Annotated in this window: 13 protein-coding genes; 3 read left to right on the top strand and 10 right to left on the bottom strand. The window is 44.8% G+C overall.

Annotated elements, in window-relative coordinates; all coding sequences use genetic code 11:
* Positions 1-51 precede the first annotated feature (51 nt).
* A complete protein-coding gene (locus NSQ26_RS00600; RefSeq protein WP_499718777.1) occupies positions 52-1,230 on the bottom strand; it encodes an acetyl-CoA C-acetyltransferase in 1,179 nt (392 codons plus the stop codon).
* A gap of 22 nt (positions 1,231-1,252) precedes the next feature.
* Positions 1,253-3,619: a 3-hydroxyacyl-CoA dehydrogenase/enoyl-CoA hydratase family protein gene (locus tag NSQ26_RS00595; RefSeq protein ID WP_499718776.1), complete on the bottom strand. Its 2,367-nt coding sequence runs from the start codon at positions 3,617-3,619 to the stop codon at positions 1,253-1,255.
* Between the two features lie 243 nt (positions 3,620-3,862).
* Here NSQ26_RS00595 and NSQ26_RS00590 point away from each other — a divergent pair, with 243 nt between their 5' ends.
* Together NSQ26_RS00590 and NSQ26_RS00585 are read left to right on the top strand one after the other, a co-directional pair.
* The gene (locus NSQ26_RS00590; protein ID WP_499718775.1) at positions 3,863-4,144 is read left to right on the top strand and encodes a hypothetical protein; all 282 of its coding nucleotides are present in this window, start codon (positions 3,863-3,865) and stop codon (positions 4,142-4,144) included.
* A 16-nt stretch (positions 4,145-4,160) separates the two neighbouring features.
* Complete coding sequence (locus tag NSQ26_RS00585; protein WP_499718774.1) at positions 4,161-4,487, top strand: spore coat protein; 327 nt, start codon at positions 4,161-4,163, stop codon at positions 4,485-4,487.
* Between the two features lie 160 nt (positions 4,488-4,647).
* Here the strand turns inward: NSQ26_RS00585 and NSQ26_RS00580 are convergent, their stop codons facing one another.
* The 5 genes from NSQ26_RS00580 to NSQ26_RS00560 form a co-directional block, all read right to left on the bottom strand.
* Positions 4,648-5,154, bottom strand: coding sequence for a ferritin (locus NSQ26_RS00580; protein WP_090775178.1), 507 nt, complete (start codon positions 5,152-5,154; stop codon positions 4,648-4,650).
* A 110-nt stretch (positions 5,155-5,264) separates the two neighbouring features.
* The gene (locus NSQ26_RS00575) at positions 5,265-5,552 is read right to left on the bottom strand and encodes an RNA polymerase alpha subunit C-terminal domain-containing protein (RefSeq protein ID WP_499718773.1); all 288 of its coding nucleotides are present in this window, start codon (positions 5,550-5,552) and stop codon (positions 5,265-5,267) included.
* A 2-nt stretch (positions 5,553-5,554) separates the two neighbouring features.
* Positions 5,555-5,965: a nucleoside 2-deoxyribosyltransferase gene (locus NSQ26_RS00570; RefSeq protein ID WP_499718772.1), complete on the bottom strand. Its 411-nt coding sequence runs from the start codon at positions 5,963-5,965 to the stop codon at positions 5,555-5,557.
* Positions 5,966-5,981: 16 nt separating this feature from the next.
* Entirely contained in the window at positions 5,982-6,911 is a 930-nt protein-coding gene (glsA, locus tag NSQ26_RS00565) for a glutaminase A (protein ID WP_499718771.1), read from the bottom strand.
* Between the two features lie 104 nt (positions 6,912-7,015).
* The gene (locus NSQ26_RS00560; protein WP_499718770.1) at positions 7,016-7,504 is read right to left on the bottom strand and encodes a helix-turn-helix domain-containing protein; all 489 of its coding nucleotides are present in this window, start codon (positions 7,502-7,504) and stop codon (positions 7,016-7,018) included.
* Positions 7,505-7,633: 129 nt separating this feature from the next.
* On the opposite strand from NSQ26_RS00560, the gene NSQ26_RS00555 reads away from it, so the two are divergent.
* On the top strand, positions 7,634-8,092 hold the full coding sequence (locus NSQ26_RS00555) for an NUDIX hydrolase (RefSeq protein ID WP_499718769.1): 459 nt from the start codon (positions 7,634-7,636) through the stop codon (positions 8,090-8,092).
* 20 nt (positions 8,093-8,112) lie between these two features.
* On the opposite strand, the gene NSQ26_RS00550 is transcribed toward NSQ26_RS00555, so the two are convergent.
* The 3 genes from NSQ26_RS00550 to NSQ26_RS00540 form a co-directional block, all read right to left on the bottom strand.
* On the bottom strand, positions 8,113-9,018 hold the full coding sequence (locus tag NSQ26_RS00550; protein WP_499718768.1) for a nucleotidyltransferase family protein: 906 nt from the start codon (positions 9,016-9,018) through the stop codon (positions 8,113-8,115).
* Between the two features lie 134 nt (positions 9,019-9,152).
* Positions 9,153-12,278: an MMPL family transporter gene (locus tag NSQ26_RS00545; protein WP_499718767.1), complete on the bottom strand. Its 3,126-nt coding sequence runs from the start codon at positions 12,276-12,278 to the stop codon at positions 9,153-9,155.
* A gap of 28 nt (positions 12,279-12,306) precedes the next feature.
* Positions 12,307-12,867 (bottom strand): TetR/AcrR family transcriptional regulator, encoded by a 561-nt coding sequence (locus tag NSQ26_RS00540; protein ID WP_245701087.1) that lies wholly within the window; start codon positions 12,865-12,867, stop codon positions 12,307-12,309.

Below are 12,867 nucleotides of genomic sequence, written 5' to 3'. Positions count from 1 at the left end.
CCTAATATTGGGTTAGATTGATAGAGGGGACGTATGCCCCTCTTTTGACACTTAAACGAGTTCAAACACACCTGCAGCACCCATGCCGCCACCGATACACATCGTGACGACACCAAATTGCTCACCGCGTCGTTTCATTTCATTGAACAATGTGAGTGACAACTTCGCACCTGTACAGCCAAGTGGGTGACCGAGCGCAATCGCACCACCATTGACATTCACTTTGTCATGATCTAAACCGAGCTTACGGATGATCGCCAGTGACTGTGAGGCAAATGCTTCATTGAGCTCAAACAAGCCAATGTCTGCAAGTGATAAACCTGCCAATTGAACCGCTTTTGGAATCGCTTCAATTGGACCGATTCCCATCACTTCTGGTGGTACACCAGCAACGGCAAAGCTACGGAACTTTGCAAGTGGCGCCATGCCGCGGTTAAGCGCTTCTTCTTTTTCCATGACGAGCACACTTGCCGCGCCGTCACTCATTTGTGACGCGTTTCCGGCTGTTACCGTGCCCCCCAATTGGAAAGCTGGCTTTAATTTAGCTAACGTCAGTGGCGTTGTATCGGTACGGACACCTTCATCCGTGTCTACTGTCTTCTCTACAAGCATCACTTTGCCGTCTTCGCCCATCTCTTCTTGCTTCACTGTAAATGGCACAATTTCGTCGGTGAAATTCCCGGCAGCAATCGCCGCAGCCGCTCGTTTATGACTTTCCGCCGCAAATGCATCTTGGTCCTCACGCGAAATGTCATACTGCTTCGCAACTGCTTCAGCTGTAAAGCCCATTGACATGTAATACTCAGGCGCTTCATCAACAAGCGTTGGGTTCGGCTTGATCACATGCCCACCGATTGGAATCATGCTCATCGACTCAGCGCCACCGGCAATGATCGCTTTTGAGTGACCGAGCATAATGCGCTCTGCACCGTAAGCAATACTTTGCAAGCCTGACGCACAATAACGGTTAATTGTCACCGCGGGTACCGTTTCCGGTAAACCGGCAAGGACACTTAAGTTCCGTGCCATGTTCATGCCTTGCTCTGCCTCTGGCATCGCACAACCGATAATGACATCATCAATTTCTTCTGGCGTAATGTGCTTCGCTCGTTTCAATGTTTCCTTCACTGTCGCGGCACCTAAATCATCAGAACGTACTGCCGCAAACGATCCTCTATTTGCTTTTCCAACCGGTGTTCTTGCTCCGGCAACAATGACTGCTTCTTTCATGTCTGTCATCCCTCCTTGTTCACTAGTTACGCAATGGCTTGCCTTTTGCAAGCATATGTTGCATCCGTGCTTGTGTTTTCGGTTCCGCAATTAAACGTAAGAAAGCTTCACGTTCTAAGTCGAGTAAATATTGCTCATCAACAAGCGTGCCTTCTTTCACACGACCACCAGAGATAACAAATGCAAGTTCTCCCGCAATCTTTAAATCATGTTCTGACGCATAACCGCCCCAGCCCATCATTTTTGCCCCGAGCATGAGCGTCGCATAACCGGCTTCACCTGTAACTGGGATTTTCTTGCGTGCAGGCGCTTTGTAGCCTTTCGCATGGAGCTCAAGCACTTTTTGCTTCGCTGCATGGTTGACGAATTGATCATTCATAATAATATCGTCACGCGCTAATAAATAACCATTGTCAATGGCCTCTGGACCTGATGTCGACACTTTCGCTGTCGCAATCGCTTCAAACGTCTCACGCGCTGCTTGATGAATGCTTGTCAACTTATCTGTACCGAAACGCTCTAAGTTGCGCAAGTATAATTCTTTGTTTCCGCCGCCGCCCGGAATTAAACCGACGCCAACTTCTACTAAGCCCATATACGTTTCGTGTGATGCTTGAATGCTTGCGGCTGGTAAGGAAATCTCTGCACCACCACCAAGTGTCATCGCATACGGCGCTACAACGACTGGTACACTTGCATAACGAATGCGTGTCGTCACTTTTTGGAACTGACGAATGACCATATCAAGTTCAAAGAAATTGTCATCTTGCGCTTCCATCAACATCATCATGATGTTGGCACCGACACAGAAGTTCTTGCCTTCATTGCCGATCACAAGACCTTTGTAATTTTTCTCCGCTTCGTCAATTGACTTGTTCAGCATTTGGATGACATCTAAGCCGATCGAATTATTCGGTGATGTAAATTGTAATAAGGCAACATCGTCACCAATGTCGATTAATTTTGCCCCTGTATTTTTAAAGATGACTTTCTCTTTTGCAAGTGTTTTTAATGGAATATACTTGTCGTGCTTGCGGGTTGGCACGTACTCCCCGTGGTGATAGAACGTCCCATCATTGTAAAAATGCGTATGCCCTTTTTCGATCATCTCTGTGACCCAGCTCGGGATGACTTCGCCTTCAAGTTGCATTTTATCAAGCGTCTCTTTCACGCCAAGCGTATCCCACAGCTCAAATGGTCCCATTTCCCAGCCGAAGCCCCAGCGCATCGCTTCATCGACGGCAAGTACGTCATGCGCGATTTCGTATGTTTTTTCCGCAGCATACAAAAGCACAGGTTTTAAAATCGACCATAGTAACTCTCCGGCACGATCTTCGGCAAAGACAACCGTACGCAACTTATCACGCTTCGATTTCACTGCCTTCGACTTTTCAATTGATGCCGCTTTTAACTTTTTACGCGGACCATATTCAAGCGTCGTTGGATCAAGCTCAGAGATTTCTTTGCCTTTTTTCAAGTAAAATCCTTGCCCGCTTTTCGCGCCGATCCAACCTTTTTCCGCCATTTGTTTCATAAACATTGGTGGATCAAACATCTCTTGCTCGCCACCTGTTGTTTCATCATAAACATTTTTAGCTACGTGTAAAAATGTATCGAGTCCAACCACATCAAGCGTCCGGAACGTCGCGCTTTTCGGACGACCAATGAGTGGACCGGTCACAGAGTCAACTTCACCGACGGAATAGCCTTTTTTCACCATTTCATGGACAGTCACAAGTAAACCATACGTACCAATGCGGTTCGCGATAAAGTTCGGTGTATCTTTCGCTTCAACGACACCTTTACCAAGGGTATTTTCTGCATAGTTACGAATAAACGATACAACATCTGCATCAGTTTCTTCTGTTGGAATCACTTCCAGCAACTTCAAGTAACGCGGTGGATTGAAGAAATGCGTACCTAAGAAATGACGCTTGAAGTCTTCACTCCGGCCTTCAGCCATTGCTTTAATGGAAATTCCTGATGTGTTTGAAGTGACAATTGTCCCTGGCTTACGTACTGCGTCAATGCGCGTAAACAACGCTTTTTTCGCATCAAGATTTTCGACAATCACTTCAATAATCCAGTCAACCTCGCCTAATTTGTCAAAGTCATCTTCCAAATTCCCTGTTTCAATGAGCGATATCGTTGATTTTGTCGCAAGTGGTGCTGGCTTTTGCTTTTTTAATTTCGCAATCGCACTGTCAACTAAAGCATTACGAGACTTTGCTTTCGTGACCGTTGCCGCACCTCCACCATTGCCCTCTACATCTTTAGGCACCATGTCTAACAAAAGAACGGGTACACCTGCGTTTGCCAAATGTGCAGCAATGCCTGAACCCATCACGCCTGCCCCGATTACGGCTGCTTTTCGAATATGTCGGGTCATTGTACTCCTCCTCTCGAGAATCAAAAAACGAATGAACACTCATTCATTTTATTTGTAATAAAAAAGCGCTTTCTTTAAGCTCCCCTTAACTATATCGAAAATTGATACCGTTTGCAAGAAAAATTTTTCGTTTTTCTTTTTAAATTATGCTTGTATATATCGCTTTGCCACGCATAAAAATACACCTCCTGCTTTACACTATCACCTGTAGCAACAAGATCACAGAAAGAAGGTGCAAAACAATTGAATGAACAACCTATGCAGCAATCTAACATGAGCGGACAACAAGCACAAACAATGCCTGAGCCCCCAGCGATCATGACAGGGAAAGATTTAAATTACATGAACGACATGCTCGCTTGGAACTTAAATGCAATGAAAAAGGCCCATTTTTTTGCGCGCCACTGTCAAGATGCTGATATTAAACAAGCAATTGAAGACGCAGGACACATGCATCAACACCATTACGAGCAACTACTTACCCACTTACACGGACATACGCAAGACGGGCAATACCACCAATAGAAAGGAGCCAGAGATCATGAGCAAAAAAATTCAAAACCCAGCGATTCCGATCCCTGACACATCAAATATGACCGATCGCGATTTCATTACCGACATGTTAACGACGGAAAAATATATTACTGTCTCTTATGCGATTGCTGAACACGAAGCGAGTCACACTTCTTTATATGAAACGATCCACCAAATTAGCAACGAATCCAATCAAATGCAACGTCGCCTGTACGAGTGCATGTTTCAAAAGGGTTTGTACCCACTTGAAGCGGCGGATACGAGTAAAATTCAGGAGAGTTATACACAGCATGTGGGGTATGAGAGCCAGTTTCCCTATGGGCAGGGGAATTAAAAAAGAGACCAGCGTGGGTCTCTTTTTTCCGGAGACATACTGTATGTTCCTATTACAGCAATAATATATGGAACCTTAAGGGTGGACAGCACACTCCTTTCTGAAAGGAGGTGTTGCTATGAGCGTCTTCCAGTCACTCGTACTAATAAAGATTTGACACCTACGCTTCCTCTTCCGTAAACTCTCGCTGCCCTAACTCTCGCTCATATAAATAAAGGGCATTCGCATCCCCCTGAATTCGCTTCAAATAACCGATATGCGTGTCAAACATCGACTCTTCTTCCACTTGTTCATCTAAAAACCAATTGAGAAACGACATCGTTTGATAATCCCGCTCTTCTCTAACCAAATCGTACAAATCGTAATACTGCCTTGTCACTTCTTTCTCTTGTGCGAGTGCTGCTTCAAACGTGTCCAGTACAGTGTCAAAACCCGTCTTAGGGGCTTCGATCGCACCAAAGATTGCTTTTCTTCCACGGTCATTTAAAAAGGTGTAAATTTTCATGCCATGAAACCGTTCTTCTTTTGCTTGCTGAATGAAAAAGTCAGCAAAGCCATCGTAATTCAAATCGTGACAATGCGCCGCCATCGCCATATATTCATGCGCTGCTTGGAACTCCAAATTCATTTGTTTGTTCAGTGCCTCGGTGATTTTTTCTGATAACATTTGCACATCATCCTTTCATTTGGAAAATTCCTTCGTACTTCTATAACTATCATACCAGAACAAGCATTTGAATCGCAAACGATCTTATCTGCAACGAACATGCAAACTGTTCACTGCTTAAACGATAAGCCCGCTTCTTGCAACACTGTCCTTAATGTCGGCAAAGACGCTGGACCTAAACCATGGAGTGCTAAAACCTCTTTTTCACTGCAGCTGGCAAGTTGCGTTAAAGTCGTAATCCCATGGTGCTCTAGCGCCCGCCGCGCTGGCGCTGATAATAGAGAAAGAAAGCCCTCTTCCGGTGCGCGCGCCTTCTCACAAATTGGGCAAACAGGACAATCACTACTTTTGAAATACTCATGTCCCTTTTGACAAATCCTTTTTTCACGTACAGTCATTTTTAAACCCTCCCCGTTAGATTGAAAGCTTCACTCACAACGACTTGAACCAAATCATCCAGCGTCCCCGTGCAATGATAAATGCCCGGTAAATAATAGAACGTACTCGCAACTTCAGGAGCCAACGCTTCACCACCTGAAGAATACAAATAAATCGCTTTCTGTTCTGCAATCGCAAGCCCAAGTTCAACGTGACTCCCCTTGCCAGCCGGCAACAGAATGATCATAATGTCCGCTAAACGAACAGCTTTCATCTCTTTTTCACCAATCTCCTTTAATTGTGCCACCGTCGTTGCGCGCCCATGTTTCGTCCAATCATATGTACAAGAAAGACCTGCTTCTATGAGTGCATCACGTACAAATTGAACTTGCGTGCGATTGCGAAAACTAGACGCAATATAAAATGTTGTCATCCCTGTCTCTCCCCCGTTAAAACATACTCAACCCATACTTCTCTGACATCATCTCTAGCAACTTCATTCCGGCAATGCTGTTTCCCTTTTCATCTAGCGCCGGACCACAAACCCCGATCCCAAATTGATGCGGGAGCGCGCCCATAATGCCTCCAGCAACACCACTTTTCGCTGGAATACCGACTTTTATCGCAAACGCACCAGAAGCATTATACATCCCGCATGTGACCATAAATGTTTTACAAATCCGCGCCACACGTGCTGGTAGCAATTGCTCATTCGTCTTTGGATCGCGACCATCTAACGCCAACACACAACCGATACGGGCAAGGTCACGGCAATTCATTTCTATCGCACACTGCTTCGTATATAAGTCAATCAATTGTTCAATGTCTTCATCAATAACGTTGTGTTGTCTTAAAAAGAAACATAGTGAGCGATTCAAATCAGCTGTCTCAAATTCAGATCGCGCAATTTCTTCATTATAAAAAATCTCATTATTATCCGCTAACTGCCGCACAAATGCCAGCAAGCGTTCCAATCGTTCGTGAACAGTCCCACCGACAATCCGGTGTGTCACCGCTAGTGCGCCGGCATTAATCATTGGGTTTAACGGTTTCGATGGTTTGTTTGTCTCAAGCTTGGCAATGGAATTAAACGGATCACCGGTCGGCTCTTTTCCAACCCGAGAAAAAACATCCGCTTCGCCTCTATCCATCAGTACGAGCGCTAGCACCAATACTTTTGAAATGCTTTGTAACGTAAAATTTTCGTGAATATCACCAGCAGACGCGCATGTCCCGTCTGGATAATATACAGCGACCGAAAGTTTATCTGCATCAGCAAGCTGAAGCGCCGGGATATAATCAGCTACTTTCCCTTTTTTGGTATAAGATTTTGCTTGATCGACAAGTTGTTGCAACTCTTCGCTCGATTGACAATTCATCGCTTCTCCTCTTTCTATACAACGGGCGGTCTTCACTCATAGTTTTTCCTTACTGTCGTCATTCATACAAATAATGTAACAATCAACTCGCAAAACATTGCGGATTACCAACGCTCTTTTCTCTGTCGGTTCCATGTGAATACAGACTCAATACAATCATCTAAAAACACAATTGACATGACCCCAAGCACCATCAACAATATCGACACTTGACCGAAATCCAAAATAGCACCTATAACCATCATAATTAAACCGATAGCAAAGCCAACATCAACACCTATTCCTTCTTTTATGTCCCCTTCACGAACAACTTCACCGCGATCCCCCACTTCTGCCAACGCCATATCTTTTTCATCTTCCCAATCCTCCTGCTCACCTTCATGTGCAGCTACTTCCTGCTTTCCCTTTAATAATTCATCCACTGTCACTTGAAACAACTCGCTCAGTGCCATGAGATTAATTAAATCAGGATACCCTTTGTCCGTCTCCCATTTGTAGATCGCTTGCCGTGACACGTTTAACGACTGGGCCACATCTTCGCGCGACAACCCTTGTGATTCTCGCAATATCTTTAATGTCTCACCTAACTTCATTTTGCTCACCTCTCATATACCTGCATAATACTATATCCTCTCTAAAACTAGCAACAAACGCTTCGTCTTCTCGCACAAACGGAACGTTTACATGTATACTTAAAGTGACTCACTAGCAGGAGGAAAACGATGAACTACATCAAATGGTTACGCAACAAAGTTGGAACGGAAAAAGTATTTTTAAATTTCGCGTCTGGATGTATTCGCAATGATCGCGGAGAAATTTTGCTACAAAGAAGAAGCGACAAGAAGACATGGGGTTTCCCTGGGGGTGCGATCGAACTCGGTGAATCCGCTGAAGAAGCAGTCATTCGCGAAATAAAAGAAGAAACGGGACTAGATGTGCGCGTACATGCACTCATTGGTGTCTACACAAAATACGATGACCACTATCCATCAGGCGACAAAGCGCAAACCATCATAATCTTTTTTGAGCTTAAAAACATTGGTGGAAACTTATGTACAAACAGCCCGGAGACGCTTGAACTACAGTTTTTCGCAACCGACAACGTCCCACCGCTCGTAAATAAGCAACATGAAGATGCACTGTTGGATGTAAAATGTCATTTGCGCGGTGTGTACCGATAAATGAGCTCCTCACATACGATTTATCGTGGATTTGCACTCAAATGTTCATGCAACAATAGCCACGTATCGCCCACTTTTTCAAACACATTTGTCGCTCTGCCACTACCAGTTACGTACTCCCCATCTACAAAACCGCTGTAACGATACGTATATAAACAAACAGACTCACATAACCACACACGATCAATCGCCTCATAGTGCTCGTCGATAATATGTTGCCAAGCAGCGGTAAAATAAGCACCGATCTCCGCTTTTGTTTGACATGTTTTGTTTGAAAAATAATAAACCGATCGTTCATGCAACAGCCGTGCTACATGACGAAAATCATGGCTGTTTGTCGCGACGATATAGGCATCTAGTGCTTCCGCTGCCGTTTCGTGTACCGTGCGCAACTTTATCCAGTGCGCTGACCAATCCTTTTTAAGTAGTCTCTCGTGATAGCTATTCATTAAAGCGGGAGATTCCTTGAAAAAGGGCGTCGGCCGCACGATCAAATTGACGACATCTTCCAGTCCATGCGGTGCCATTAACTCTAACTCACCTTCTACCAATCTTACCGCAAGCGCCGTTGCTGTTTCGGGAAATTTTGCGACCGCATCCGTGGATGACAAGTACGGTGAAACCCCCTTTACTTCATGCATACGCGCTTGGTTTTTTACTGACCAAGACACATCTTCCATGCGCGCTCGTAATAGCGCTTCCAACGCTTTTTCTTTTTGCTCATCACAATTATCACGATCAAAGTAAATGACATCGACGTCTCGCAATATCGTCCGCGCATACCCATGCAAAACATCCCAAATTTTCGCGCGTACAAACCCGGCACATACCCAGCAGTCGGGTAGATTGAGCAACGCTACTTCTTTTAATACGGCCATCATCCATTCAACTTCGTAAATGAGTTGTTTGATTTGTTGTTCGTTCATTTTCCACAATCCTTCCACTATCAAGTTGCTCCAGTTCTTCTGATCATACTACATACCCCCAACACTTAGCAACATATGTTCGTTTTTATTAGCGTGCAGAAACAGAAAAAAAGCCCCACTAGGAGGCTTATTCCTTATCCTTTTTCACTAAAATCTCTCTTTCGCCCACTCCATTTCACCAATATTTGATCGAGTCTCATCAACCCCGGCAACATGACTGGTAACAGTAATACACTCAGCAATGCCAAACCAACGATGACAAGTGTCGCCACTTGAATGAGTGTAAGCACACCTGATGGATATAGCGCTGCAAATGTGCCACCAAGAATGATTGCCGCAGAAATGACGACACCGCCGATGTGTCGCGCCGCCTCTTTCATTGCTGTCAGCGGATCTCCGGGCAACTCATTATATCGCATCAATAAGAAAATACTATAGTCCACACCGATTGCGACAAGTAAAATGAAACCGAAAAACGGGACATTCCAACTGAGTGCTTCTACACCTAGTAAATACTTGCTTACAATCTCTGTGACTGCTAACGAAGTCACATAAGCAAACGCGAGTAAACCAATAATAAAGATTGGTAGTTTGACCGAACGGGTAATGATCACAAGGAAAATCCCGATACCAACAAGCATCAGCACTGCCGTCCGTAAGAAATCGCCACTCGCTACTTCGCGCAAATCTGCATTAATCGCTGATTGCCCACCAACTGCAACAGTCGCCTCATCGAGCACGGTTCCTTGCAATGCGGCGGCTGCCGTCTCATTCACTTCACTAATAACGTCCATCGCTTCAACCGTATACGGATTCGTTTCTAAGATGACCGTTAACTTCGTTGTCTCTCTATTCGGTGACATATACGCATCTAGACTTGCTTGGAATCGATCTCCCGTTAGCACATCATCAGGGACAAAAAACGTGTGCGTTGCCGCAGAACCACTCAAATCACCTAAAAACCCTTCCGCATCAGCTAAACCATCGCGCAACTCGTTAAGTCCTTCTGAACCTGCGTGCAAGCCATCTTGCAACGCACCCATCTGTTCACTTAACGTTGTGAGCGCTGTTTGTAGCGATGTTTGCCCTTCTTTAATCTGACCTAGCCCTGAAGCGAGTTGCGCTGTGTTCGTGGACAACTCTTTTGAACCTGACGCTCCTTCACTTAGTCCAGTTTGTAATGTGGCTGCACCTTCCTTTAATTCCTCAGCGCCATCTTTCATTTTTGTTAAACTGCTGTTCACTTCGGAAAGCGCCGCATTGGCTGTTCGGAATGACGTCATCGCTTCGTTATAGTCTTGTGAAGCTTGCGTAAGCTCACTTGATAATGCGTCAATATGCGCTTTTTTCTCTTTCACAGCAGCCAATGCGTCTTGTATTTGCGCATTGCTCCCGGCATTTGGCACTTGCGCCAACAGCTCATTTACAACACCAGACATGTCCTCCCAACCATCTAACGCAGAAGCAACCGTCTCAGATACAGTCGTCAGTTTCGTACCAAAGCCGCTTAATCCTTGTTCAAGCTCCGTATAACCGGCATGTAGTTCACTTGTTGCCCCTTGTAGCAACGCCAAGTTTTCCTCTAGTGAAGCCAAACCGTCTTTTAGTGTTTGTGCACCTTCCGCGCCTTCAGAGATGCCTGCAGCAAGTTGATCGACTGCCTTTCCCACCTCCGTCGCACCAGTTTGCGCTTTTCCTGTACCATCGATCAACGCCTGCACATGATCAGCGCCATTTTCATTACGGTCAGCTAATTTCTTTTCCGCCTCTGATAAGCCATCACCAATTTCAAACGCGCCTTCTCCAGCATCATGCAAACCATCTTGCAACTGACCCGTTTGCTCATCAATATATAACCGTTCAATTCGCTCACCAGTTGGGCGTGTTGCGGAATATACTTCAGACACCCCATCCACTTTACTTAAAGCCTCTGTTAGCTCATCTAGCACGCGCAGGGGCAGCTGTTCGTCTAAGCGATCCCCTGTATCAATGACTACTGTTGCCGGTGCAGCAAATCCACTTGAAAAGTGATCTTCAATGACGTTAATGCCTTGCTTTGACTCATAATGATCTGCCACTTCTAATAAGTCGTTGTAATGTACGTCACCACGATATTGCCATAAGAAAGGTACCGTCAACAACGCCACAAGCGCAATCGAAATAACTGGACGCAAAGCCGCATGGTGTGACAAGAACGCCCACATTTTGCTATCGCCATGCCCAGCAAAATGTTTACTCGGCCAAAACATTTTCTTTCCAAGTAGCGCCATAAAAAACGGATTGAGTGTTGTTAATACGAGCATAAGTATCCCGACACCAATCGCCACCGCTGACATCGCCTGGTACAATGTAAACTCGGCTAATGCTAAACTTACAAAACCAATAAACACCGCCAAACCACTGTATACAACTGTCTTTCCTGATGTCCGGATCGTTGCTTTTGCCGCTTGCCATGCATCATCCGTATGACTCAATTCTTCTTTAAAACGCGTATAAAGCAAGATGTTATAATCGGTTCCAACCCCAAACAAAATCACAATTAAAAACACTTGCGTGAAACTAGAAAATGGAAAGTCAACATGTAACACGGCATTGGCAATGATCGCCAATGACACAATATAAGATACACCGACTGTCAACAACGACACAAGGGGGACAATTGGCGAACGAAACACGAGCACAAGTACGACAATAATAAAAACGACCGCAATCATTTCTGTCTTCTTAATTCCATCCTCTGTTGTGCTCGCGAAATCCTCCGAAATCACTTTCGCACCGGTTAAATACACATCTACTTGCTCCGGGTCAATCACTTCTCTTAATTGCTCCCGTACTTCTGCAATCGTTCCTTTTGACTCGGCTACCGATAGTTGCGTCAACATTGTTGTTTCATCATCTGCCGTTAACTGAGCAGCAATGTCTTCGCTATCTAAATGTGTTGTCATTTTCGTGATCCCAAGCAGCTCTTCCTCGTTCTCAAGGTCTCGCACAATGCCATCTACTTCGTCACGTTGCGCTTTTGTTAATGCTGCGTTATTGCCACTATGCCAAACAACAACGACATCATATGTTTCATCGTTGTCATCATCCATATGTTGTAATAAATCTCTTGCCACAATGCTTTGCGCTGAATCAGGCAAACGAATGTCACCTTTATCTCGTGAAAGTTGCCCCATATCAGGAAGAGTAAGTACAGACACAACGGAAAGAACGACCCATAATAATAGTAATAATACTCTCCCATTAAAAACGCGCTTCATTTTTTCTAACCCCCATTAATCAGTACATCTATAAACTAACCGCACGCCAAAGGCTTTCTTCTACTTCTTGTAACAATCGCGGTGACGATTCAATTTCTCCATGCTGAATCGACTGTGCCAAATGAATAAATGCGCCATATACGATGGAAATCACTGCATTTGTCGGCAACGGACGAATCACTTCTTTTGCGACACCATTCTCAACAATTGCCCGAACAAAATCGAGAAATGCTTCGTAGTCAGCGACGCATGAATCATTCAAATGACGAACATTCGCATGCGAAACAATCATCATTAGTGCTGATAAATCTGTTTCTGAAAATCGAACAAGCTGATAAAACAAATGCCTAAACTGCGCCCGTGTCGACGCGCTTTCTGGAAAATCTGTTTGCAACGTCTTTGATAACAACTGCACATATCGGCTAAAAATAACATTCAGTAACGATTCTTTGTTCTCAAAATAACGGTAAATCGTTCCTGCACCAACATGTGCACGTTCCGCTATAAGCGGTACCGTTGTCCCGTCATAACCACGCTCCGCGAATAATATTAGCGCTGCCTCAATGATATCCTTCTCTTTTTCATTCAT

This window comes from Bacillus sp. FSL W7-1360 (assembly GCF_038592975.1).
GTDB lineage: Bacteria > Bacillota > Bacilli > Bacillales > Bacillaceae_D > Shouchella > Shouchella lonarensis.
This window is presented reverse-complemented; position numbering and strand designations above follow the sequence as displayed.